Origin of the sequence: Neobacillus canaveralius (assembly GCF_047237705.1) — a bacterium.
Classification (GTDB): Bacteria; Bacillota; Bacilli; order Bacillales; family Cytobacillaceae; genus Neobacillus; species Neobacillus niacini_K.
The window spans coordinates 1,757,756-1,780,504 of record NZ_JBDFLL010000001.1; the positions used below are offsets into that span (position 1 = coordinate 1,757,756).

31 protein-coding genes and 1 pseudogene are annotated in these 22,749 nt (G+C 35.9%); 24 read left to right on the forward strand and 8 right to left on the reverse strand.

Features of this window, described 5'->3' with window-relative positions:
* The first annotated feature begins 9 nt into the window (after positions 1–9).
* From ABC255_RS08790 to ABC255_RS08805, 4 genes are all read left to right on the forward strand, one after another.
* Positions 10–813, forward strand: coding sequence for an IPT/TIG domain-containing protein (locus tag ABC255_RS08790; RefSeq protein WP_412992821.1), 804 nt, complete (start codon positions 10–12; stop codon positions 811–813).
* 62 nt (positions 814–875) lie between these two features.
* A complete protein-coding gene (locus ABC255_RS08795) occupies positions 876–1,226 on the forward strand; it encodes a hypothetical protein (protein WP_412992823.1) in 351 nt (116 codons plus the stop codon).
* A gap of 17 nt (positions 1,227–1,243) precedes the next feature.
* Positions 1,244–1,501, forward strand: a complete 258-nt coding sequence (locus tag ABC255_RS08800; protein ID WP_412992825.1) for a hypothetical protein — start codon at positions 1,244–1,246, stop codon at positions 1,499–1,501.
* Complete coding sequence (locus ABC255_RS08805) at positions 1,498–3,468, forward strand: phage tail tape measure protein (protein WP_412992827.1); 1,971 nt, start codon at positions 1,498–1,500, stop codon at positions 3,466–3,468. The genes ABC255_RS08800 and ABC255_RS08805 overlap by 4 nt, the downstream gene beginning before the upstream one ends.
* A 33-nt stretch (positions 3,469–3,501) precedes the next feature.
* On the opposite strand, the gene ABC255_RS08810 is transcribed toward ABC255_RS08805, so the two are convergent.
* Positions 3,502–3,633 (reverse strand): aspartyl-phosphate phosphatase Spo0E family protein, encoded by a 132-nt coding sequence (locus ABC255_RS08810; RefSeq protein ID WP_412998516.1) that lies wholly within the window; start codon positions 3,631–3,633, stop codon positions 3,502–3,504.
* A 197-nt stretch (positions 3,634–3,830) separates the two neighbouring features.
* Between ABC255_RS08810 and ABC255_RS08815 the strand changes: the two genes are divergently transcribed.
* Positions 3,831–3,986 (forward strand): hypothetical protein, encoded by a 156-nt coding sequence (locus tag ABC255_RS08815; RefSeq protein WP_412992829.1) that lies wholly within the window; start codon positions 3,831–3,833, stop codon positions 3,984–3,986.
* Between the two features lie 114 nt (positions 3,987–4,100).
* Here the strand turns inward: ABC255_RS08815 and ABC255_RS08820 are convergent, their stop codons facing one another.
* From ABC255_RS08820 to ABC255_RS08835, 4 genes are all read right to left on the reverse strand, one after another.
* Positions 4,101–4,301 (reverse strand): hypothetical protein, encoded by a 201-nt coding sequence (locus ABC255_RS08820; protein WP_412992831.1) that lies wholly within the window; start codon positions 4,299–4,301, stop codon positions 4,101–4,103.
* A 106-nt stretch (positions 4,302–4,407) separates the two neighbouring features.
* Complete coding sequence (locus ABC255_RS08825) at positions 4,408–4,653, reverse strand: hypothetical protein (protein WP_412992833.1); 246 nt, start codon at positions 4,651–4,653, stop codon at positions 4,408–4,410.
* A 27-nt stretch (positions 4,654–4,680) separates the two neighbouring features.
* Positions 4,681–5,679: a Shedu anti-phage system protein SduA domain-containing protein gene (locus ABC255_RS08830; RefSeq protein ID WP_412992834.1), complete on the reverse strand. Its 999-nt coding sequence runs from the start codon at positions 5,677–5,679 to the stop codon at positions 4,681–4,683.
* Between the two features lie 178 nt (positions 5,680–5,857).
* The gene (locus ABC255_RS08835; protein WP_412992836.1) at positions 5,858–6,073 is read right to left on the reverse strand and encodes a helix-turn-helix domain-containing protein; all 216 of its coding nucleotides are present in this window, start codon (positions 6,071–6,073) and stop codon (positions 5,858–5,860) included.
* A 172-nt stretch (positions 6,074–6,245) separates the two neighbouring features.
* On the opposite strand from ABC255_RS08835, the gene ABC255_RS08840 reads away from it, so the two are divergent.
* The 9 genes from ABC255_RS08840 to ABC255_RS08880 all read left to right on the forward strand — a co-directional run bounded on the left by ABC255_RS08840 (position 6,246) and on the right by ABC255_RS08880 (position 9,745).
* Positions 6,246–6,470, forward strand: a complete 225-nt coding sequence (locus ABC255_RS08840; RefSeq protein WP_412992838.1) for a hypothetical protein — start codon at positions 6,246–6,248, stop codon at positions 6,468–6,470.
* Positions 6,471–6,541: 71 nt separating this feature from the next.
* A complete protein-coding gene (locus ABC255_RS08845; protein ID WP_412992840.1) occupies positions 6,542–6,934 on the forward strand; it encodes a hypothetical protein in 393 nt (130 codons plus the stop codon).
* A gap of 4 nt (positions 6,935–6,938) precedes the next feature.
* Positions 6,939–7,502, forward strand: coding sequence for a hypothetical protein (locus ABC255_RS08850; RefSeq protein ID WP_412992841.1), 564 nt, complete (start codon positions 6,939–6,941; stop codon positions 7,500–7,502).
* 120 nt (positions 7,503–7,622) lie between these two features.
* Entirely contained in the window at positions 7,623–8,438 is an 816-nt protein-coding gene (locus ABC255_RS08855; RefSeq protein WP_412992842.1) for a hypothetical protein, read from the forward strand.
* Between the two features lie 95 nt (positions 8,439–8,533).
* Positions 8,534–8,815: a hypothetical protein gene (locus tag ABC255_RS08860; RefSeq protein WP_412992844.1), complete on the forward strand. Its 282-nt coding sequence runs from the start codon at positions 8,534–8,536 to the stop codon at positions 8,813–8,815.
* A 165-nt stretch (positions 8,816–8,980) separates the two neighbouring features.
* On the forward strand, positions 8,981–9,154 hold the full coding sequence (locus tag ABC255_RS08865) for a helix-turn-helix domain-containing protein (RefSeq protein WP_412992845.1): 174 nt from the start codon (positions 8,981–8,983) through the stop codon (positions 9,152–9,154).
* 5 nt (positions 9,155–9,159) lie between these two features.
* On the forward strand, positions 9,160–9,339 hold the full coding sequence (locus ABC255_RS08870; RefSeq protein WP_412992847.1) for a hypothetical protein: 180 nt from the start codon (positions 9,160–9,162) through the stop codon (positions 9,337–9,339).
* Positions 9,340–9,470: 131 nt separating this feature from the next.
* On the forward strand, positions 9,471–9,620 hold the full coding sequence (locus tag ABC255_RS08875; protein ID WP_412992849.1) for a hypothetical protein: 150 nt from the start codon (positions 9,471–9,473) through the stop codon (positions 9,618–9,620).
* Positions 9,617–9,745 (forward strand): hypothetical protein, encoded by a 129-nt coding sequence (locus tag ABC255_RS08880; RefSeq protein WP_412992851.1) that lies wholly within the window; start codon positions 9,617–9,619, stop codon positions 9,743–9,745. Before ABC255_RS08875 ends, ABC255_RS08880 begins: the two co-directional genes overlap by 4 nt.
* Positions 9,746–9,803: 58 nt before the next feature.
* On the opposite strand, the gene ABC255_RS08885 is transcribed toward ABC255_RS08880, so the two are convergent.
* Positions 9,804–10,745 carry a hypothetical protein gene (locus ABC255_RS08885; protein WP_412992853.1) on the reverse strand — a complete coding sequence of 314 codons (942 nt, stop codon included), beginning with the start codon at positions 10,743–10,745 and terminating at the stop codon, positions 9,804–9,806.
* Between the two features lie 197 nt (positions 10,746–10,942).
* Between ABC255_RS08885 and ABC255_RS08890 the strand changes: the two are divergent.
* Positions 10,943–11,035, forward strand: a pseudogene (locus ABC255_RS08890) (sporulation transcription factor Spo0A); the annotation flags it as partial.
* A 65-nt stretch (positions 11,036–11,100) separates the two neighbouring features.
* Here ABC255_RS08890 and ABC255_RS08895 read toward each other — a convergent pair.
* Positions 11,101–11,238: a YycC family protein gene (locus ABC255_RS08895; RefSeq protein WP_335530299.1), complete on the reverse strand. Its 138-nt coding sequence runs from the start codon at positions 11,236–11,238 to the stop codon at positions 11,101–11,103.
* Between the two features lie 37 nt (positions 11,239–11,275).
* On the opposite strand from ABC255_RS08895, the gene ABC255_RS08900 reads away from it, so the two are divergent.
* Positions 11,276–12,004 carry a glycerophosphodiester phosphodiesterase gene (locus ABC255_RS08900; RefSeq protein WP_412992855.1) on the forward strand — a complete coding sequence of 243 codons (729 nt, stop codon included), beginning with the start codon at positions 11,276–11,278 and terminating at the stop codon, positions 12,002–12,004.
* A gap of 11 nt (positions 12,005–12,015) precedes the next feature.
* Here the strand turns inward: ABC255_RS08900 and ABC255_RS08905 are convergent, their stop codons facing one another.
* The gene (locus tag ABC255_RS08905) at positions 12,016–12,258 is read right to left on the reverse strand and encodes a DUF2627 domain-containing protein (RefSeq protein ID WP_179596660.1); all 243 of its coding nucleotides are present in this window, start codon (positions 12,256–12,258) and stop codon (positions 12,016–12,018) included.
* A gap of 187 nt (positions 12,259–12,445) precedes the next feature.
* On the opposite strand from ABC255_RS08905, the gene ABC255_RS08910 reads away from it, so the two are divergent.
* From ABC255_RS08910 to ABC255_RS08945, 8 genes are all read left to right on the forward strand, one after another.
* Positions 12,446–14,521, forward strand: coding sequence for a sigma 54-interacting transcriptional regulator (locus ABC255_RS08910; RefSeq protein WP_412992857.1), 2,076 nt, complete (start codon positions 12,446–12,448; stop codon positions 14,519–14,521).
* 132 nt (positions 14,522–14,653) lie between these two features.
* Positions 14,654–15,562, forward strand: coding sequence for a phosphate butyryltransferase (yqiS, locus tag ABC255_RS08915; RefSeq protein ID WP_412998517.1), 909 nt, complete (start codon positions 14,654–14,656; stop codon positions 15,560–15,562).
* Positions 15,563–15,592: 30 nt separating this feature from the next.
* Complete coding sequence (gene bcd, locus ABC255_RS08920) at positions 15,593–16,687, forward strand: branched-chain amino acid dehydrogenase (RefSeq protein WP_335530742.1); 1,095 nt, start codon at positions 15,593–15,595, stop codon at positions 16,685–16,687.
* 71 nt (positions 16,688–16,758) lie between these two features.
* Entirely contained in the window at positions 16,759–17,877 is a 1,119-nt protein-coding gene (gene buk, locus ABC255_RS08925; RefSeq protein WP_412992860.1) for a butyrate kinase, read from the forward strand.
* 20 nt (positions 17,878–17,897) lie between these two features.
* The gene (gene lpdA / locus ABC255_RS08930) at positions 17,898–19,319 is read left to right on the forward strand and encodes a dihydrolipoyl dehydrogenase (RefSeq protein ID WP_412992862.1); all 1,422 of its coding nucleotides are present in this window, start codon (positions 17,898–17,900) and stop codon (positions 19,317–19,319) included.
* Between the two features lie 37 nt (positions 19,320–19,356).
* The gene (locus ABC255_RS08935; RefSeq protein ID WP_412992863.1) at positions 19,357–20,352 is read left to right on the forward strand and encodes a thiamine pyrophosphate-dependent dehydrogenase E1 component subunit alpha; all 996 of its coding nucleotides are present in this window, start codon (positions 19,357–19,359) and stop codon (positions 20,350–20,352) included.
* Between the two features lie 12 nt (positions 20,353–20,364).
* A complete protein-coding gene (locus tag ABC255_RS08940; RefSeq protein WP_412992864.1) occupies positions 20,365–21,348 on the forward strand; it encodes an alpha-ketoacid dehydrogenase subunit beta in 984 nt (327 codons plus the stop codon).
* 15 nt (positions 21,349–21,363) lie between these two features.
* Complete coding sequence (locus tag ABC255_RS08945) at positions 21,364–22,677, forward strand: dihydrolipoamide acetyltransferase family protein (RefSeq protein ID WP_412992866.1); 1,314 nt, start codon at positions 21,364–21,366, stop codon at positions 22,675–22,677.
* The last annotated feature ends 72 nt before the right edge of the window (positions 22,678–22,749 follow it).

Sequence of the window (22,749 nt, forward strand, 5' to 3'; positions counted from 1 at the left end):
TGTATATAAATGACAGTAGCAGAAGATACGTTTTTGTTAGGTAGTGGGGATTTGTATATTGGTGTAGTTTCCCCAACAGCTACAGAGGAAGAAATTAATGCGGCACTTGAGAATGTAGGTGCAATTAGTGGAGGTGCAGCATTAACATATTCTCCAAGTTTTTATGAGGTGAAATCCGGTAACCGTGGGACAATTGCGAGTTTTAAAACTGAGGAAACAGTTACTTTTAAATCAGGTATTCTAACTTGGGATTTAAAAAATATTGAAAAATTAAGTGCGGCTTATTATTCAGAAGGTACTGGAACTAGACGAGTTGGAGTAGGTGGAATGAAAAACATTCCTGTTAACTATCTTCGATTTGTACATACAAAGCCTGATGGATTGAAATTAACGGTTAATGTGTTTAAAGCACAGGCTCAATCAGGGTTTGAACTTACCTTTGATAAGGAAAAAGAAACTGTAATTGATGCTGAATTTAAAGCATTAGCAGTAACTGGTAAATACGATGGTAACTTAGTTGAGATTATCGAAGAAGTTGGCACACAACCTTCACCAACTGTATCTACAATTAGTCCTACTACTATGACAACAGCTTCATTACCACTAATGGTTAAAGTAACTGGTACAAACTTCAATGAAAGTAGTGTTGTATTTGCTGAGCAATTTGACGGTGAACATGAATTAAATACTTTCTATTCAAGTCCAACAGTTCTATATGCTGAAGTAAAAGGTCTAACTGCAGCTACATACCAGATCAAAGCTAAAAATGGATCACAGGTTACAACTGTTGGTCAAAATTTAACAATTTCATAATTAATAGGGAAGGGTTGCTCCTTCCTTTTTTTATTTAAGCAAAAAATAAACGAGGTGAAAATATGGCTGAAATTATCGATTTAGATATATTAGTTTCTGAAGACATTTCTTTTAAGATTGGTGGAGAAATTTACAAAGTACCTACTTCTTATAATACAGAAACAGTACTAAAAATGTATCATTTGCAACAAGAGGCAGAAAAAGTAAAGAAAACAAATAATGTAGAAAATGGTTTTGAATTGCAGGATAAAATGGTTTATCTGTTACTTTCAGAATTAAATGATATTGATGAGTTATTTGTTAGAAAATTACACGTAACACAAAAAACAGCACTTTTGAATTATTACCAAAACCGAATGATTGAAATTAATTCAAACCCAAACTCCAATTCCCTTCCCTCCCAACAGCAATAGGTCAGGGGAAGGGGAATGTGAGTCAAGAAGAATTAAGGATATTGCCTAACATTGCTTATTTAATTAGGAAAACTCATATGGGATATAAAGAAATAATGAAATTGAACTATCCTATTTTTCTATCATTGTTAAGGGAAAATCAAATAATGGACTTAAAAGAGACAGAAGAAGGACGAGAGTACTTGAGACAGATTGAACGGTTAAAAGTAACTACTCCTGACATTGGCAAGTTAAGTAAATTAGGTGGATATCAAAAGGCAGGTGATAATAAATGAGTACAGGTGCATTTGATTTAGGTTCATATGGCGCTGAGATCGTTTTAAATACTAGTCAATTTGAACAAGGCATGGAAAATGCTGAAACACAAATGAATAACGCTGAAAACCAAACTAAAGGTTGGGCTAGTAACATAGGAACAATAGCAGCCGGGGCGGTAGCAGGGTTAGGCATAGCATTGGCTGGTGTTGGAATTGCAGGATTTAAAATGGCTGATGATTTGGATAAGTCATTAAATGGACTACAAGCTTCAACTGGTGCGACTCAAGAAGAAATGAAAGGGATGGAAGAATCCCTTAAAAATATTTATAATGCTAATCTTGGAGAGTCATTTGATGATATTGCTCAGTCTATGGCTCTTGTTAAACAAAATACTGGTTTAACAGGTGAGGAATTAGAAAAGACAACTAAAAATGCCTTAATGTTACGTGATACTTTTGAAATGGATGTTGCTGAGACAACTAATGCAGCTAATTCATTAATGAAACAATTTGGGATAACATCTGATGAAGCATTCAATTTAATCGCTCAAGGTGCTCAAAATGGTGCTAATAAAAACGGTGATTTGATTGATACTCTTAATGAGTATGCTCCTCAATTCCAAGCAATGGGATTTTCGGCAGAAGAATTTACAAATGTATTAATTGATGGTGCTCAAAATGGTGCTTTTTCAATTGATAAAGTCGGGGATGCCATGAAGGAATTTAATATTCGTTCAAAGGACATGTCTACTACTTCTGTTGATGCGTTTCAATCTCTAGGACTAAATGCTGAACAAATGTCACAAAGTTTTGCTGCTGGTGGGGACACTGCTCAACAGGCTTTTAATCAAGTTATGACAGGACTTAATAGTATTACTGATCCAGTGGAAAAGAATCGAATTGGTGTTGAACTATTTGGAACTCAATTTGAAGACCTAGAAGCACAAGGTATAGCAGCATTAGGTAATATTGGAACTAACGCTTCATTATCAAAAGATGCCTTAGGTCAAATTAATGAAGTTAAATATGATTCATTTGGAGAAGCGTTATCAGGAATTGGACGAAATATTACTACAGAATTGCTTGTTCCAATTGGGGATAAAGTTTTACCGAAAATGGTTGAGTTTTCTGATTGGATTACCGATCATATGCCTGAAATAAAAGAGGGAATCCAAGATGCAATTGACACTGCTTCTAAGGCATATGATGGTTTAACAGATTCAGTTAAATTTGTCAAAGATAATATGAATATATTATTACCTGTCATTGTAGGTATTACAGGTGCAATTGGTGCACAAATGATTATTAATACTTTAACAGGATTTTATAATGCTTGGAGAGTGGCTACAACAGCCCAAACCACTGCACAATGGCTATTAAATGTGGCTTTGAACGCTAACCCACTTGGATTAATTGCTTTGGCGATTGGAGCATTAATTGGGGTAGGTGTTTTACTCTGGAAAAACTGGGACACTATTACAGAGAAGGCTTCTGATTTGTGGTTAATCTTACAAGATAAATTTGCTAAGATTAAAAAAGCTATTACCAATCCTATCGAAGATGCTAAAGATACTGTGATGGGGTTAGTCGATAGGATAAAAGGTGCTTTTGATTTCAAGTGGAAATTACCTGATTTAAAACTTCCTCATGTTTCTGTTGACATGAAAGAGAATAAGTGGGGAATCCCATATCCTGACTTTGATGTGAAATGGTATGCAAATGGTGGATTCTTTGATAAGCCTGAATTAGCTGTTTTAGGTGATGCTGGACAAGAAGCGGCAGTTCCTTTGGTTGGTAAAAGAATGGATCCTTTTGCAGATGCAGTGTATAGACGGATTGAGGAAAAAATGAGATTCAATGCAACTCAAAATCAATCCAGTACCACTGATAATAGCAAACATTACAACCTAAGCAACGTCACAATACGTGCTAATAACCCTATGGAATTATTCCAAGGACTTGATAACGCTATAAGATCTATATAAAAACAAGAAGCCTTCCTTAATTGGAGGGCTTTTCTAATAGCTACTCAATTTTAAGTTGATTAGTTTATCAAGTATTTCGCTAAGTTTAATTGTATTTGGTGAAGTTAACCCCTCGGACATTCCTACAGAAATCATTTTATTTCTTATATTTTCAATTTTCCTCATTAACTCCTCATTACTCACTCTATTTCGCTCCTATTTTACAAAAGATGGAATTATTTTATCAACTGAAAACGCATACATATAAGTGTAAATTTGACAAAATTATGAACAATTTTAAAATTCCCTCATATTTTTTATTCTTTGGAATAGATATTATTAGTAGTTTTTAATATTAAAATAATAATTTGAGGTGTGTTAGCATGGAGAAAACATACGTTATCTTTGAAGGGAAAGAATATATTATTATTCATCAATATGAATCTGGATACTGTGAAATAAAGGAAGAGGGAAAACTAAATGAGGAAATAATTCTTGTACATTATTCTGAATTGACAATGACGATAACATCAAAATAATACTAGGGATTTTTTAATAACAAGGAATAAATTTTGTAGCGTAGGTGATAATATTTAAACCATGTATTACGATTACCCCACAACAAAAGCCCTTCTCAATCGAGAGGGCTTATTCTATCCTATAAAACCAAATGAACTAGCTAAAACTAAGCCTAAAAATCCTCCTAGAGCAGAACCTTCTTTACCAAATAATTTTCCTCCAATTATTGCAGGTAACGAAATGCAAAGAATAAACGGTGCAGTAAATATTTTACCCATTAACGGTATAGATTGTAAAAAAACCTCTGTTAGTGCAGAACTTAAATCAATCGACATGATATTACCTCTTTCAATATATTTTTTCTAGTATCTTGTACGAAAGTAAATATCTAGAAGTTTCAAAAAATATAAGAAATATTTTTAATTGATATTGGAGAGGGGCTTAAAAAGGTAAATAATCCATACTATCATCAATCTTTCTTATTTCAAATTCCTCTAACTCCTTCACTTTATCGGTAATATCCTCACCATTACATATCACTTTTTCCAATTCAGCTCTATAAGACATATGCTTCTGAATTTGCTTCCAAAAATCCAGCGCTACCTGCTCAGGTTTACGTCCTCTTAGTTGAAAATCTCCCTTTTGATACGCTTTACTTGATGTTATGTAGTGTATCTGAATGTTCACGTTCATTTTGTCCCTCGGAAAAAGTCATTAACTCAACATATTACTGTATAGCTTATAAGAATTATCCAGTAATTCATCAAATGTAATTACTTTTACTTTTCCATGATTATTTATATTAAATCTACGTAATTTTTTCTTTTGAAATTCGTTAAGTTGATTATTATGACCAATAACTAATAGTCCAATTGGAGAGGTAATACTAGGCATTATTTTATCAGCATATGCAATATTAGATTCAACCCACTCTTGAAAATCAAGAACTTGTCCTAAAGCGTGTGTAAAGTGGGAGGAAAAATCATTAGTTTTAGTAAAAATGGGAGTTGATGGTTTTTCAATTTCAACCATAATATACTCATCATTTAGTTTTCTAACAACAAAATCTGTAATAAATTCCAAACCAAGTTTTTGTTTAGGAATAATTTCTTTGGCTAAGGGATCTATTAGAGCAGGATTTTCTTTTAAAAAAACTTGACAATCCTCTTCCTTAATATTTGGGTTTATTATTATTTCATTAAATCTTTCAATAATTTTTTTATTTATTTTTATTGAGCTTTCTCCAAAAATGTTAAAGACAAATTTAGCAAAAGAAGATGGATCATTAGGTGATCTATAACTCATTTGTTCTTGAACATAAATGACATGTATTATATCATAAAATAAATCTGGATCAACCAAGCTTTCGTTTACTAATTCGTGTACAGCTTTTATTGCTGATTCTACCATTACATCAGTTATTTCTGGTTGTTTTATTAAAGGAAGTTCAGGATTAATAAATCGTAAGTCATTTTGTTGTCTTAGTGATGTAACAAAAAGTGTCTCAATTATTGCTGCTGGATAAATCCTTCCTGGAGTTTGCTTTACCAGTTCCTTAAGGATATGAATCCCTTCTTTTCCTAATGATAAAAAAAGTCTAGCACAGTAACGAGGAATTGCCTGTTTTAAGTATGTATCTTCTTCTTTTTCCATTAAAAAAATTTTTAGCCTTTGTATATTTTCTTCTGTTGGATTATCAATATAGTAATTCATTTCTTTTATTTTCGTATCTAAGTAGTTCATAAATCCCCCAATAAATAAAGATTAATCCTCTTCAGTCAAATAAAGATTTTTCATTTGTTCATGCGTTTCTATCATCACATCATAGAAATGTACAATCATTTGTATATCCTCAGGTTCATATCCATTTTCCTAGAAATTTTGAATTAACCTAATCCACTTTTCGTTCATAAAAATCATCCACTTTACAGTTTAATAACTCTGCCAATAATAAACCCTTTTCCATTGGTATGAATAGTTCCATTTTTTCATAATTTCTCAGTTGTCTAGTGGTAGTACCTATCTTCTTACAGATAAAATCCTTTCTCAGTCCACTTTTTTTTATTAATTCCTCTATATGACACACATAATTCATTTTATCACCCATAAATCAATTCTCCATTTTAATCTAAAATTCCTTTTTTTGATTTTACCATATCTAAACAAAATTAAATCAATAAAGGGATACATCAAAATTTCAGGTGGACATACCTTTTTAATGTATAAAGTGGTAGTGACGGTAATATATTTTAGTAACTACCAAAAAGGAGTGATAGAAATTGAGTGGTAAAAAACCTAAATCAGTATCATTCAACGATAAAAACGAGCGTGAAAAGGAAATCATGGATTGGATTGAAGAAGAAGGTATTAGTTTTGCTCCTTTTGTAAAAGACCTACTTTATGATGCTATGCGACGTAGAAAAGATGGACTGAGGATTATTCAAAAGAATAACGGTGGAGGTATAAAAATCGTAGTCGGTAATACCACCCCTCTCCACCGTTAAAAAATGGAATTATGGAATTCTGTCACTAGGATAACAACTATTTTTCAGGAAAAAAGAAGTGGGGGGATAAGATGGGAACACTATCACCTATGTTTAAAAAGACAAAATTGTTTACACTTGATGATCATAATAAATCATCTGAACGGAAAATAAGAACTAATAAAAAGTTTCAAATAAAAATTCCGGTCAATGCTGAACAAAAATTACAGATTGGCAGATTAAGTTTAGAGAACGGCTTCAAAGGTGAAATTCACTCCTATTTAGAAAATATTTTTTCTCATGCATTAGAAAGACCGTATATTCAATATTCTAGACCAATAGATTATAAGGATAATAGAAATTATGTATCTACTAAGGTAAAGAAGGATGTTTATGAAAAGATTGCTAGTTTAAAAGTAGAATGGGGTTTGAGGAGTATTAGGCAAGCAGCACACCGTATATTAATTAATGAGTTAATGGGGTGATCAATTGGAAGGAGTTAAATATAGTAGGTATGACTTAATCAACAAGGAAATATTAGCTTTAGAGGATAAAGGATTCATGAACCGAGTCATAAATTTTTTGTTGAAAGATAGAAGACTTGCTTTTCAGATTAGTGTTCCAAATGACCTGTATCAAAGAGCCGAAATTTTATGTGATGATATTTTCCAGAAAAGAAGTGAGGAAAAAGCATACAAGCAAAGTGAATTAGTTGAACATGTTTTCTTAGATTTTATTGAGGAAGTACGAAACAATGATGGCAATGTTGGCTCAATTTACACTAGGCTGAATGTTCGTAAGCAGCAATTACCAATGGTCAATGATAATCCTCTAATACCATCAAAAAGTAATGCTACTCTTCTAACAAAAATTGATAGGGATGATGTATTAAGGGCTGAAGTATTATTGCAAGATTTATCTTATTTTGTTCCTAAGCATGGAATAGATGTCGAGAAATTGATTGAGATAGTATATTTAGATTTCCTATTAGAATATTCAAAGGGTAGACGAAAAAATGTGATTAAAGATATTGTTGAATATTTGGAAGGTTAGTTTGAGTGGCTAAAATTGCTACTCTTTTTTAAATTGTAAGAATTTGTCGAAAATTTCTAAATTATCCCATTATAATTTGTAGTAAAATTTACCTATAAAGGTATGGAAGGGATGTTTAGAATGATAAGGAGATTTTGTATTTTAGGTTTATTATTAGTTATTAGTTTTATTTCAGGTTGTAATCAAAAACCAAGTACCGTAAGTCAGGAAATATGGGATGAAGGGATTCAATATACTATTTATCTCAATGAAACTATTAATGGAATTGATACAACATCAGAAGGATTTAATGATGCTGTTCTAGGATTTCTATCTCAAGATGAAAAGGAATTATCTAAAGAAGAAAAAGAAATTACAAATAATATTAGACATTTGAATATGTCTTTTTTAGAAGTCAAACTATATCAATTAACTGGTGCAGATGAAAAAGAGGCTAGAAAGGAATATGATAAATACTATAAAAAGTTAGAAGAAACATTTGGAAAATCGAATCTCAATGAAGATAAATTAGATGTGAGTTTTATCAATTCCGTAGTTAAAGAAAATGAAACCAAAAAAGTAGTGGCTATGGAAGATAAAAAGTATAAATTTATGAAGGAAGCTGGGGTATCTTTAACTGCAAAAGAAGTTCAATTTAATATGTCCAATAATTTAGATGAAAAATTTTTTCTAGAAGGCACAATTGAATTATGTGATTATTATAATTATGGATTTACAAATGAAAGTAAGTTTTTTTGTGGTCAGGTGACTCCTTTAGATGGTGGATATTCCGATTCTTGGTATTTATATTTTAATCGAACATCATATTCTAAATTATATGACGGATTATTAAATGGACAAGTTTCAAATATATTGATTGCAGCTCAAATTCCTTCTAAGGTTTATAAGAGTAGTCAAGGAAATATGGCTGTTGTAAATGCAGCATATTGGGAATAAAAGAATTTATTGTCACTCATTCTACATAAATATACCAATAAAACACTTTCAATATGGATTATGCTTACTTTGTATCTATCATTTGGAGGTGCTATGTGGCTTTTACTATTATGACTTTGGACAGAGCAAAAAAGGAAATTGAGAATCTGCAATATTACGTCCGACTAGTTGAATCGTATCAACCTCAATCAATTGAACAGGAAATTGTAAAGGAATATGCAATAACAAGTAGTATTGTAGAGGTGTGTAAAAAGTTACCAGTAAGTCATGAAAAAGTTGTTGATGTCATTACCACTTTAGGTAAAGATGAACTCCATAAAATTGTTAGAAAAGGGTATATGCAGAAGACAAAACACATGAGAAGTTATAGGTACTAATTAAACTTGTTTATTTGGAGAACGGCAAAAAAATGTCGTTCTTTTTATTTGGCTCATTATCAAGTTAATTATCTTTAACAGAATATTTTGACACTTACATATTAAAAAGTTATAATCATTTCGGACTTGGAGGTGCAAGCAGGTGTGACTAAGTTTCAAAAAGTTATGTTAGATGTAAAAGACATAATGAAATTGACAGGTATAGGTAGGGACAAGGCATATGTGTTGATGAGAAGTGGGGAATTCCCTGTTAAGATGATTGGAAGAAAAATATTGGTTCACGAAGAGATTTTTCAAAATTGGTTAAAAGGGGAGAAAACTAACAAGAAAAGATGGTGATTAACATGAATAAGAGGAAAAAATATAAAATCTCACTATCAACTGAACCACCAAAACAACAATATTCAGAAGAAGAAGTGAAAAAATTAATAAATAAAGCTGTAAATTTAATTATCGATGAATTAATGTTAAAAACATTAGATAAAACTGCTTATCCGTTAGAAGGAATAAATCATGAAAATTAATAATAATGAAAACAGATACGCCAATGTAAAAATAAATGTTATAAATAAAAACTCTGGTGAAGATTCTGCACAAATAATGAGAATAGTATATCAAATATTATTAAATTCAAAATAAGAATAAGGTGGTCAACATGAAGGAAAGGAAAAGTTTCATTACTGAAGAGACAATAATCAACATTGATGAGGATGTTTTTAAAGTTGTTGCCCAACAGTTACTTTGTGAATTATTTGTGGAATATGTAAATAACAAGTACGGAAAAATAGTAATTGAATTGAGGTGAATAGGATAAACAAGCAGCAAGAAAGACCACCATGTACCGTCACTAGTTTAAATGAACCAAACTTTGAGTTAATGGCAAAAGCGATTGCAAATTTGTACGAAAGTTTAAAGCAAAAGAAGATTTAAAGGGTGGCTAATTAGTCACTCTTTTTCTATATAAAAAGCCCTAACAAGGACTTTTAAATCATGGAACATCTATATACATTTGGTGTCCTGACTTTGTTGGGAATATACCGAGAGAGTTCCAACATTCTAATATTACTTTACCCAGAGGGTCTAATCCGTAAATATCATTCCAATTTGGATAAGATTTCATTAGATTATATAACGCTTCGTTCAAAAGATTCCATGTCTGAAAAAAATAAGAATCAGTAAAAATTTCATCAATTTTATTTTTTATATTTGGTGAACCCTTTGTAACTGATGTTATACCTTGAATAACTCCAATTAAATTAGCGGAGACTTTCAATAAAAGGGAAGTTTCTTCTTGTAAGATTTTGTATAATGAATCAATATTTCCATGAAACCTGTATTGTGAGATTTCTTCATTAATATTCTTTTGAACTGTGTTCATTAATTGTTCCACATAATCGATAAGAGTACTTATATGATCAGTAGTTATTGATGTAAATGAAAGTCTTTCAGCAATGTATTCACTCCATGTAACATCTGCATGAACTCTTAACATATGATCCAAAACATGCTCATTTGTTCCCTTTCTTAGTCGCTCAGAATAAATTCTCTTTTTTTGAAATTCATCGTGAACATGTACTAATTCATGGTGAATAAAATGGAAACAGTAATTTACTTGTTCAGGTTCTTCCAAAAATAGACCATTTGCAATCCAGTCAGATAAAAAAACTACCTGCCTGAATTCCCCTTTTTTATCTATATAATCAATGACTTTTGCAATAGCCTCACCGTTTGAATTTTTTGTTGCTCCTCTTTCGCGTTTATTATGTTTAATTTGGAATGTGAGAATATCATCGAAGAAATTTTCAGTAATTATAATTTCATTTAATGAAGACAATTCAAGATTTAGTGCTGGTAGCTGGGCTTCTAAGAATGAAATGATGGAATCCTGTTGTTGAGGAACTAGATTTTTTGTGTTAAAGGTAATATTCAAAGTTCTTATCTCCTTTTTTAACCAAATGAAAGTTTCTTCTATTATATAATAAAACACTTGAAAAATTTAGTATATTGAGGTTACAATAAGCATAACATCTTACGCAATTGACCAATAAATAGTACAATATCAAACCAATAAACTGAAGAATTTTAAATATTACAGTACATAACAAAAACCTTATCATATCAACGTTATACACCGTAAGCATGTCCAAGGCTAAACCGACAAATTCAGAGTTTATCGCTATGGTTGCGGATAAATTACGTTTAGAGCATAAGGCCTCTTGAAGAGATCAATAATAGAAAGAAAAGCCTTCATTTTCAGAATGAAGGCTTTTTCCATAGATTAATTATTATTTATCTTCTTTTTCTAGTTCCATTAATTTTTGAATAAGTATATGCTGAGGCATGTGCATAAGCTGTTCTAACGGAACATTTAATTTTTCGGCAAGCTTAACAGCTGTTTCAGGCGATAATTGTAAAGGTTTCATTGTTTTTCCTCCATTTTTATAGTTGGGAAGTGAAAAAATGACACAGATTTTTGCACATCGAGGCTATTCTGCTGTCTTTGCTGAAAATACCATGAGTGCATTTATTGCAGCAGAGAAAGCAGGTGCAGATGGCTTAGAACTGGATGTCCAATTAACAAAAGACGGCGAAATAGTGGTCATTCATGATGAAAAAGTTGATCGGACAACAAGTGGTTCTGGCTTTGTTAAAAATTTTACTTTTAATGAGATACGCAAGTTTAATGCTAATAAAAAAGGTGTGAAAAAAGAACCAATCCCGTCACTAACGGAGGTTCTTGAATGGATGCAATTCAATCAATTAGTTTGTAACATAGAGCTGAAGAATAATTTATTGCCATATGAAGGCATGGAAGAAAAGGTCTTACAGCTTGTTCGGAAATATAACTTGAGTAATCGTGTTATTATTTCTTCTTTTAATCATTACAGTATCGTCCTGTGTTATCGGACAGCACCTGAAATCGAAACAGCACCGCTATTTAATGAGCGAATTTTTATGCCATGGGTTTATGCAGAGTCCATCCGCGCAAAAGGAATTCACCCGAAGTTAGTGTCGGTATCAGATGAAATTATCAAAGGTGCAATGGAAAATGGCATAGCAGTAAGACCATACACTGTTAATAAAGAAACAGACATCAACAGGCTATTAAGCATTAACTGTACAGCACTTATCACAGACGATCCAGTAAAGGCGTTGGAAATGAAGAAACAGTATGAAAAGAGACCGTAACCTAGTCTCTTTTATTTTTTTGTGTTTGAAAACCTTGTTTGAACTTTATTTCTCTTCCTGTCACGATGAAAAATGAAGCCTGCGACAAACCCTAATCCCCCAATGAATAGAATCAGACCTAATAAAAATTGGAGCCATAAGAAAGGGATTGGGCTTTGCAGAATCCCAAATGTCATATCACGCATTAATTTAATGCCATAGCCAGCTAAGAAGCCTGGAATAACTAATATAAGTAGAGCAATAATCCGCCTCATAATTAAACCCTTCCAATGTTTGATAAGTCATAAGAATTATACCTTCAAAAGAAATATTAGTACAAGGATATAATTTGTCAAGGTAAGTAAAAAAATATAAAATAGATAATGAAAAATATTGCATGTTCTCGATTATGTTGGTGTGAAAAAGTTTTCTTTTTTTCAAATATAATAAAGGGGCAAAAGGATGCAAAATGTTATGATTGTTGGTGCCGGTAAAGGTGGTACAGCGATCCTTAAATTACTTAACGAAACAGAAGTTCTGAATGTTCAGGTTGTCATTGATAGAAACTTTGACGCACCTGGAATTGCATTGGCACAAAACGAGGGTATAAAAACCGGGACGGATTGGAAGCCATATTTAAGTGACCAAATTGATATTATCATTGAGGTAACAGGGAATGAACGTGTTTTTCAAGATTTAAGGAGCACAAAAGATAAGAAAACCGTTTTAATTCCGGGGAGTGTAGCATTTCTACTAGCTAAGCTTCTTGAAGAAAAGGAAGAATTAATTGTAAAGCACCAGAATGCATCCTATCAACAAGAACTAATCTTTAATGCAACCAACGATGGGATGTTGGTAATAGATTCTAAGGGGACTGTGATTTTATTTAATCGTCGCGCCGAAGAAATGACCGGAGTAAAACGTGACCAAGCGGTTGCGAAGAACGTTGTTGAAGTGATTCCTCAAAGTAGACTTCCAATAATTCTTGGAACCAGAAGAATAGAGAAGAATCAAGAGATGACTTTGGGGAACGGGCGCAAAATTATCACAACCCGTATTCCCATTATTGAAGAAAATGGAACTTTAATTGGTGCATTTGCCGTTTTTAAAGATATCACAGAAGTAGTGAATCTTGCTGAGGAAATTACCGATTTAAAAGAAATTCAAACAATGCTTCATGCTATCATCCACTCTAGTGATGATGCCATTTCCGTAGTGGATGAAAACGGAAAAGGTCTTCTTATTAATCCTGCGTATACTCGGCTAACTGGGCTTACACAAGAACAGGTGATTGGACACCCTGCAACAGCTGATATATCTGAGGGCGAAAGTATGCATATGAAGGTTCTTCAAACAAGAAGAGCAGTCCGTGGCGTCCCAATGCGAGTAGGTAGAAATAAACGAGAAGTCATTGTGAATGTAGCGCCGATTATTGTTAAAGGGAAGTTAAAAGGCAGTGTTGGAGTTATACATGATATGTCAGAAATTAAGTCTCTAAACCGGGAATTGAACCGGGCAAGACAAATTATACGCACACTCGAGGCGAAGTATACCTTTGAGGATATTATCGGCAGTTCTGAGGAAATGACCTTAGCGATTGAGCAGGCTAAGCTTGGGGCTAAAACGCCTGCAACCGTCCTTTTAAGAGGTGAATCCGGTACAGGGAAAGAATTGTTTGCCCATGCCATACATAATGCAAGTGACCGAAAGTACAACAAATTTATCCGGGTGAATTGTGCGGCAATATCAGAATCCCTTCTAGAGAGTGAATTGTTTGGTTATGAAGAGGGCGCCTTTTCTGGGGCAAAAAGAGGGGGAAAAAAGGGCTTCTTCGAAGAGGCAAATAACGGAAGTATTTTCCTTGATGAAATAGGTGAACTATCAGCTAATACTCAGGCGAAATTACTCAGAGTATTACAAGAAAATGAAATCATCCGAGTAGGCGGCACAAAACCCGTTCCGATAAATGTTAGAATTATTGCAGCAACCCATGTCAATCTTGAAAAGGGAATTGCAAAAGGTTCTTTTAGGGAAGACTTATACTATCGTTTAAATCGTATGCCAATACATATTCCGCCGCTTCGGAATCGAAGAGAAGAGATTCCTGTATTGTGTGAAAGGCTTATTCAAAAAATAAATCGTGATTATGGTAGAAATGTGGAGGGTGTTGCCCAGAGGGCACTCCTGAAATTAATGAATTATGATTGGCCGGGGAATGTACGGGAACTAGAGAATATTCTTGGCCGGGCAATGATTTTTATGAATTACAATGAAACATTCATTAATATACATCACCTTCCCGAGTTAAGGCCTAAAAAACCGGGAACTGAACCACGCGTATCCGACAATAGCGAATCAATCCTGCAGGATCGTTCCTTAACTGCAATGGTTGAAGATTATGAATCAGAAATCATCAAACAAACGCTCCAACGTTTTAATGGTAATAAGACAGCCGCTGCTAAAGCCCTCGGTTTGTCCGTTAGAAATCTTTATTATAAGTTAGAAAAATACAAACTTGAAAATAATAGCATGCAATAAATTTCATAGTATGAAAATAATTGCACTATCTGTTCCGGGTTAAAAAGCGTTTTCATAAGATTCAACTTGGCACGGATTTTGCATATTACATTTATGGAGCTGGAGTTGAAGAGAGAAAGGGTTGATGACAACTTGTTGCTTGAATCACTGATAAACAAAGCAACCCAATTGGATGACATCACGGTAGCTGTTGCAGTGGCAGAAGATGAAGAGGTAATGGGAGCAGTTATTGAGGCTCTAAATCGAAATCTTGCCAATTTTATATTATTTGGTGATAATGAAAAAATTTCCACGATATTAAATTTGAAGCACAAAGAACTTCAAAAAAGTAACAAAAAATTTACTGTTGTCCACGCAAATTCAAATACAATGGCGGCAGAACTGGCAGTTAGGGCTGTATCCAATAAGGAAGCAAACGTTTTAATGAAAGGGAATATCCCTACGGGCAATCTTTTAAAAGCAGTCTTAAATAAAGAATACGGTTTAAGAACGGGAAATATTCTATCACACGTGGCGGTCTTTGAGATTCCAGATTATGAGCGGTTCACCATTGTTACGGATGCAGGGATGAATATTGCCCCCGATTTAGAGCAAAAAGCACAAATGATAAGAAATGCTACAGCCATTGCAAGGGCTGTTGGAATAGAATATCCTAAAGTTGCTCCTATAGCCGCCGTTGAAGTGGTAAATCCAGCTATGCAAGCGACTATTGATGCGGCTGCATTAACCATTATGAATAAAAGAGGGCAAATTACCGGCTGTATTGTTGATGGTCCATTAGCATTAGATAATGCCGTTTCTATTTTAGCTGCCGAACACAAAGGGATTCATAGTGAAGTAGCTGGAAGAGCTGATATTTTATTAGTCCCTGCCATTGAGGTTGGCAACGTCTTATATAAGTCATTAATTTATTTTGCAAAAGCAAAAGTAGGGGCTGTCATTGCCGGAGCGAAGGCTCCCATTGTATTAACCTCTAGAGCTGATTCTGCGGAAAGTAAGCTATATTCACTGGCACTCGCTATCTGCTCTGTTACCAAATAGATTTTTTAAACTTAAGGGAGGAATTTTAACATGGAAATTTTCAAGTACTTAGAACAATACGATTACGAGCAAGTAGTATTTTGCCAGGATAAACAATCTGGATTAAAAGCGATTATTGCTATACATGATACAACATTAGGTCCGGCTCTAGGCGGTACCCGTATGTGGACATATGAATCAGAAGAAGCAGCCATCATTGATGCATTACGTTTAGCAAAAGGAATGACGTATAAAAATGCTGCAGCAGGGTTAAATCTTGGTGGTGGTAAAACCGTTATTATTGGTGACCCGCGTAAGGATAAGAATGAAGAGTTGTTCCGTGCTTTTGGCCGCTATGTTCAAGGGTTAAATGGAAGATATATTACTGCCGAAGATGTTGGAACAACGGTTGCAGATATGGATTTAATTCATGAAGAAACAGATTATGTAACTGGTATTTCACCAGCATTCGGTTCTTCTGGCAATCCTTCACCTGTTACTGCTTATGGGGTTTATCGTGGGATGAAAGCCGCTGCTAAAGCAGCCTTTGGTTCTGATTCACTTGAAGGAAAAGTGATAGCCATTCAAGGTGTTGGAAACGTAGCTTATAATCTTTGCCGTCATCTTCACGAAGAAGGTGCACAATTAATCGTAACGGATATTAATAAAGAAGCTGTCCAGCGTGCAGTTGAAGAATTTGGAGCACGTGCTGTAGACCCTAATGAAATCTATGGTGTGGAATGTGATATTTATGCTCCGTGCGCTCTTGGTGCAACAGTAAATGACGATACCATTCCACAGTTAAAAGCAAAAGTAATTGCTGGAGCAGCTAATAACCAGTTAAAGGACACTCGCCATGGTGATTTAATTCATGAATTGGGCATTGTTTATGCACCTGACTATGTAATAAATGCCGGCGGTGTTATCAATGTAGCTGATGAGCTTTATGGCTATAACCGTGATCGTGCCTTGAAGAAAGTCGAGACAATCTATGCAAATATTGAAAAAGTTATTGAAATTTCTAAACGTGATGGTATTCCTACCTATTTAGCAGCAGATCGTATGGCAGAGGAAAGAATCGAAAGAATGCGTAATTCCCGCAGTCAATTCCTCCAAAATGGTCATCACATTTTAAGCCGTCGTTAAAAACTAGAAAGCGAGAGCGCTGAAGAGTAATTCAGCGTCTTTTCCCCTTTAATGATGTCAAATGTAAAAAAATGGAGGTCAATACGTTGCCTGATACTAAATATCGAATACTCGTCATCAATCCAGGTTCCACTTCCACTAAGATCGGGGTCTTCGATAATGAAATTTCCTTTTTTGAGAAAACAATCCGTCATGATTCAGAAGTGATAAATTCATTTGATCATATTATTGATCAATATGAATTTAGGAAAAATACAATCCTGGAAACACTGGACAATGCCGGGATTAATATATCAAAGATGAGTGCTGTATGTGGCCGGGGCGGTTTGCTTCGTCCAATCGAGGGTGGTACCTATGCAGTTAATAACACTATGCTTGAGGATTTGCGGACTGGTTTTGCTGGGCAGCATGCTTCAAATCTAGGTGGTATTATTGCCTTCGAAATTGCGTCTGGTTTAAATATTCCTTCCTTTATTGTCGATCCCGTTGTTGTGGATGAACTAGAACCCATTGCTAGAATTTCTGGTTTTTCCTTAATTGAGCGAGTAAGTATCTTTCATGCTCTTAATCAAAAAGCTGTTGCACGAAGAGTCGCAAAAGAATTAGGAAAAAAATATACCGAATTAAACCTTATTGTTACCCATATGGGGGGCGGGATTACCGTTGGTGTACATAAAGAAGGCAAAGTTATTGATGTAAACAATGGACTCCATGGTGATGGTCCTTTTAGTCCAGAACGAGCTGGAACTGTTCCGGTAGGAGATTTAGTAGCTCTTTGCTATTCGGGTCAGTACTACCGTGATGAAATTATGAAGAAACTTGTCGGCCAAGGCGGGCTTGTTGGTTATCTTGGAACCAACGATGCGGTTGAAGTTGAAAAACGAATTGAAGCCGGCGATGAACGGGCGTCTCTGATATATGAAGCAATGGCTTACCAAGTAGCAAAGGAAATAGGAGCGGCAAGCGCAGTGTTGGCAGGAAAAGTGGATGCCATCGTGTTAACTGGTGGTCTCGCTTATAGTAAAGGATTTGTGAAAGCCATCACCGATAGGATTAATTGGATCGCTGATACCATTGTCCATCCAGGCGAAAATGAACTTCAAGCATTAGCTGAAGGTGCACTAAGAGTTTTGCGTGGAGAGGAAAAAGTAAAAGAGTATCCTGGTACATTTAAAACAGCAAAAATTTAACGATTTGGGGAGGAAATACAGTGTCACAAGAATACGATTTAGTCATTCTTGGCGGTGGAACCGGCGGTTATGTGGCTGCCATTCGTGCCTCTCAGCTTGGCTTAAAAACAGCAATAGTTGAAAAAGGAAATCTTGGAGGAACATGCCTTCACAAAGGTTGTATCCCAAGTAAAGCTCTTCTAAGAAGTGCTGAGGTTTATGCAACAGCTAAGAAAGCGCGAGATTTCGGTGTCATTACAAGTGAAGTCTCCTATAATTTTGGAAAAGTACAGGAAAGAAAAAATAAAATCATTGAACAGCTTCATAAAGGTGTTCAACACCTTATGAAGCAAGGGAAAATTGATGTGTATGAAGGGCTGGGCAGGATATTAGGTCCATCGATTTTTTCTCCGATGCCTGGAACGATTTCGGTTGAAATGAATAATGGCGAAGAAAATGAAATGCTCATTCCGAAAAATGTTGTAATTGCAACAGGTTCGAGACCTAGATCACTTCCTGGACTAGAAATTGATGGAGAATTAGTCATTACCTCTGACGAAGCACTGGAGTTAGAGGCATTACCTGCTTCCATCATTATTGTCGGTGGAGGTGTCATCGGTATTGAGTGGGCTTCAATGCTTTCAGATTTTGGTGTTGAGGTAACTGTAATTGAGTATGCAGATCGGATTATTCCAACAGAGGATAATGAGATTTCAAAAGAAATGCAGCGCCTCATGAAGAAAAAGGGAATTAAACTTGTAACAGGAGCAAAGGTCCTTCCTGAAACACTCGTAAAAGGTGAGGGTGTAACCATTTCTGCTGAAGTGAAGGCTGGCATAAAAGAATTTAAGGCAGAAAAACTTCTCTTATCTGTAGGGCGACAAGCAAATGTTGAAGGAATTGGATTAGAAAATACAGAAATTCAGGTTGAAAAAGGTTTTATCGTTACCAATGAATTCTACCAAACAAAGGAATCTCATATTTACGCAATTGGTGATGTGATTGGCGGCCTGCAGCTGGCACATGTTGCCTCCCATGAGGGTATTATTGCAGTTGAACATATTGCAAGAAAAGATCCTTCAGAGCTTAATTACAATCTAGTTTCTAGATGTATATATAGCAATCCTGAGGTTTCTAGTGTCGGTATTACCGAGGAACAGGCAAAAGAAAAAGGTCATAAAGTAAAAGTGGGCAAATTTTCATTCCGTGCAATTGGGAAGGCTCTTGTATTTGGAGAATCCGATGGTTTTGTCAAGATTGTCGCTGATGAAGAGACCAATGATATCCTAGGAGTGCATATGATTGGTCCTCATGTAACTGACATGATTACAGAGGCAGGATTGGCGATGGTATTGGATGCAACACCATGGGAAATAGCTCATACCATTCATCCTCATCCAACGCTTTCAGAAGCCATTGGGGAGGCTGCTTTAGCAGTTGATGGAAGAGCAATCCATTCTTAAGAAGTTTTGAATGCGACAAACGGGAGGTAAAAAATAAATGGCTGAAAATCGTCATCATACATTAGGTTTAAGTGATGAAAAGGTTTTGGAAATGTATGAAACAATGCTACTAGCCCGCCGGATTGATGAACGGATGTGGCTGCTAAATCGTGCTGGTAAAATACCATTTGTTATTTCATGTCAAGGACAAGAAGCAGCACAAGTAGGTGCAGCATTTGCACTTGATACAAAAAAAGATTATGTACTGCCATATTACCGCGACATGGGGGTAGTCTTAACATTTGGAATGACACCAACAGAACTAATGCTGTCTGGTTTTGCTAAAGCGGAGGACCCAAATTCAGGCGGCCGGCAAATGCCTGGGCACTTTGGGCAAAAGAGAAATCGCATCGTTACGGGATCTTCTCCTGTAACAACTCAGGTTCCGCATGCTGTCGGTGTAGCCTTAGCAGGGAAAATGGAAAGGAAGGATCTCGTGACCTTCGTAACCTTTGGTGAAGGGTCTTCAAACCAAGGAGATTTCCATGAAGGAGCTAACTTCGCTGGAGTTCATAAACTGCCTGTCATTTTCATGTGTGAAAACAATAAATATGCGATATCTGTTCCGATTGAGAAACAATTGGGATGTGAAAAGGTATCTGATCGTGCAATTGGTTACGGTATGCCAGGATTTACTGTCGATGGAAACGACCCTTTAGAAGTATATAAAGTGGTGAAGGAAGCAGCAGATCGCGGCCGCCGCGGTGAGGGTCCCTCACTAATAGAAACCGTCTCTTATAGGCTGACACCGCACTCTTCTGATGATGATGACCGTTCGTACCGCGCTCCTGATGAAGTGGCAAAAGCGAAAACGAAGGATCCAATTATCACCTTTGGTGCCTATCTAAAAGAAACAGGTATAATGAATGATGAGTTGGAAAAAGAAATTAACGATCGTGTGATGAAGCAAGTGAACGAAGCCACTGATTATGCTGAGAATGCACCGTATGCAGCACCTGAACACGCGTTGAAATACGTTTATGGTGATAAGTAAGGGGGATGTAACATGGCAGTAATTTCTTATATAGATGCGGTCACAATGGCCATTCGTGAAGAAATGGAACGTGATCCAAAGGTATTTGTGCTTGGTGAAGACGTAGGGGTAAAAGGCGGGGTTTTTAAAGCTACTCAGGGCTTATATGAACAATTTGGTGAAGAGCGTGTGATTGATACACCGCTTGCTGAATCTGCGATTGCCGGGGTAGGAATCGGAGCAGCGATGTATGGAATGAGGCCCATCGCTGAAATGCAATTCGCTGATTTTATTATGCCTGCTGTGAATCAAATTATTTCAGAAGCGGCAAAAATTCGTTATCGTTCAAATAACGACTGGAGTTGTCCGATGGTTATTCGTGCACCATATGGCGGGGGTGTACACGGTGCACTTTATCATTCTCAATCTGTTGAGGCATTATTTGCGAATACACCAGGTTTGAAAATTGTTATGCCGTCCACTCCTTATGATGTAAAGGGGCTATTAAAAGCAGCTATTCGAGACAATGATCCAGTATTATTCTTTGAGCATAAGCGAGCATACCGTTTAATCAAAGGAGAAGTACCGGCGGATGATTATACTTTGCCGATTGGAAAAGCAGATGTGAAGCGTGAAGGTGAAGACATTACCGTTATTACTTATGGGCTTTGTGTTCATTTTGCCCTCCAGGCAGCTGAAAAATTAGCCAAGGATGGTATCTCAGCACATATCCTTGATTTAAGAACGGTCTATCCTTTAGATAAAGAAGCGATTATCGAAGCTGCTTCCAAGACTGGTAAAGTCTTACTCGTTACAGAGGCTAATAAAGAAGGCAGTATTATTAGTGAAGTATCTGCCATCATTGCTGAAAATTGTTTGTTTGAGTTAGACGCACCAATTATGCGTCTTGCAGGACCAGATGTCCCAGCCATGCCGTATGCACCAACAATGGAAAAGTTCTTTATGGTAAACCCTGAAAAAGTCGAAAAAGCAATGCGTAAGCTTGCAGAGTATTAATAGGAGGTTGGAAACTTGGTTATTGAACAAATTAAAATGCCTCAGTTAGGGGAAAGCGTAACCGAAGGGACGATCTCAAAGTGGCTTGTTTCTGTCGGAGATAAAGTAAACAAATACGATCCATTAGCTGAAGTAATGACAGATAAGGTAAATGCGGAAGTACCTTCTTCCTTTACAGGTACCATTAAAGAGCTAGTCGCGGAAGATGGAGATACACTTGCTGTCGGTGAAATCATTTGTACGATTGAAATCGAGGGCAGCAATGCAGAAGAAGTAAGCGTAATTGAGCAAAAAGCGGTTGTGTCTGAGACCGTTGCAGTTACCCAACAAAAAGATCAAGGCAACAAAGCCCGTTATTCACCTGCTGTTCTAAAGATTTCTCAAGAAAATGGAATTGATTTAACACAGGTGACAGGCACCGGTGCAGGCGGCCGTATTACACGAAAGGATTTATTGAAATTAATTGAATCTGGTAATATCCCAACTGCAGGTGTAAAGGCAGGAGCACCTAAGCAGGCAGAGGAGGCTCAACCTGCAACAGTACAAGAAAGGGTACCATCTGTTTTAACTCATCCAGCTGCAGCTCCGAAGCAGCCAGTACCTGTTCCGAGTATCCCTGTTGCAGCAGGTGATATAGAAATACCGGTGACTGGGATCCGTAAAGCGATTGCTGCGAATATGCTGCGCAGTAAGCATGAAGCACCACATGCCTGGACGATGATAGAAGTGGATGCAACCAATCTGGTAGAATACCGCAATTCCTTGAAGGATGAGTTTAAGAAAAAAGAAGGCTTTAATTTAACTTTCTTTGCATTCTTTGTTAAAGCTGTGGCGCAAGCATTGAAGGAATATCCTCAAATTAATTCAATGTGGGCTGGCGATAAAATTATCCAAAAGAAAGACATCAATATATCGATTGCTGTAGCAACGGATGACGCCTTGTATGTACCGGTTATTAAACATGCGGATGAGAAAACCATTAAGGGAATTGCACGCGAAATTTCAGAGCTCGCTAGTAAAGTAAGAAATGGTAAACTTCGCTCTGAAGATATGCAGGGTGGAACCTTTACTGTAAATAATACTGGCTCATTTGGCTCCGTTCAATCTGCGGGGATTATCAACTATCCGCAGGCAGCGATTCTTCAGGTAGAATCAATTGTCAAGCGCCCTGTCGTGATGAACAATGGAATGATAGCCGTTCGCGATATGGTGAATCTATGTATGTCACTCGACCACAGAGTATTAGATGGACTAGTTTGCGGTCGGTTCATGCAACGGGTAAAGGAAATCCTGGAAAATACATCAAAATCAACAACATCAATTTATTAATAAAAATAACCGCTGCCAGAATGGTCGGCGGTTATTTTCATTGCTAGATAGGCAATAGTGTCCTAAAATAAA